We start from the raw sequence: 415 nt of genomic DNA, 5'->3' as shown, positions 1-415 counted from the left end.
TGAACTTCCCAGACTTTACTAGACACTTTGAAGCCTCTGGAAATAAGCGTCTTCATATTTGACGGGCGATAGTCCGCCGTTGTGTGAATGACGTTTGATTGGATTGTAAAACATCTCGATAAAATTAAATATTTCTGTTTTTGCTTCCTCCCTAGTGGCGTATATCTTTCGGCGGGTAACACGTTTTTTGAATGTGGCAAAAAAGCTTTCTGCTACCGCGTTATCATGACAATTACCGCGGCGACTCATCGAAGGGATTAAGCCATTTGTATTCATAAATGCGACACAGTCATTGCTCCCATACTGACTACCTTGATCGCTATGTAAAAGTACTGGATGGTGAGGTTGACGCCTTAATTTAGCCATAAGCAAAGCGTCAATCACCAGGTGTCGATCAATGTTTTTCCCCATCGAC

1 protein-coding gene is annotated in these 415 nt (G+C 42.4%); it reads right to left on the bottom strand.

All coding sequences use genetic code 11. The features are described 5' to 3' along the window. Window positions 1-18 precede the first annotated feature (18 nt). Window positions 19-415: DDE-type integrase/transposase/recombinase (locus tag ACO0LE_RS20265; RefSeq protein WP_422962127.1), on the bottom strand; the 397-nt coding region annotated here is incomplete at its 5' end.

Source organism: Undibacterium sp. Xuan67W (genome assembly GCF_049340165.1).
GTDB lineage: Bacteria > Pseudomonadota > Gammaproteobacteria > Burkholderiales > Burkholderiaceae_D > Undibacterium.
Note: the sequence above shows the minus strand (reverse complement) of the source record. Positions and strands in the feature narration are given on the sequence as shown.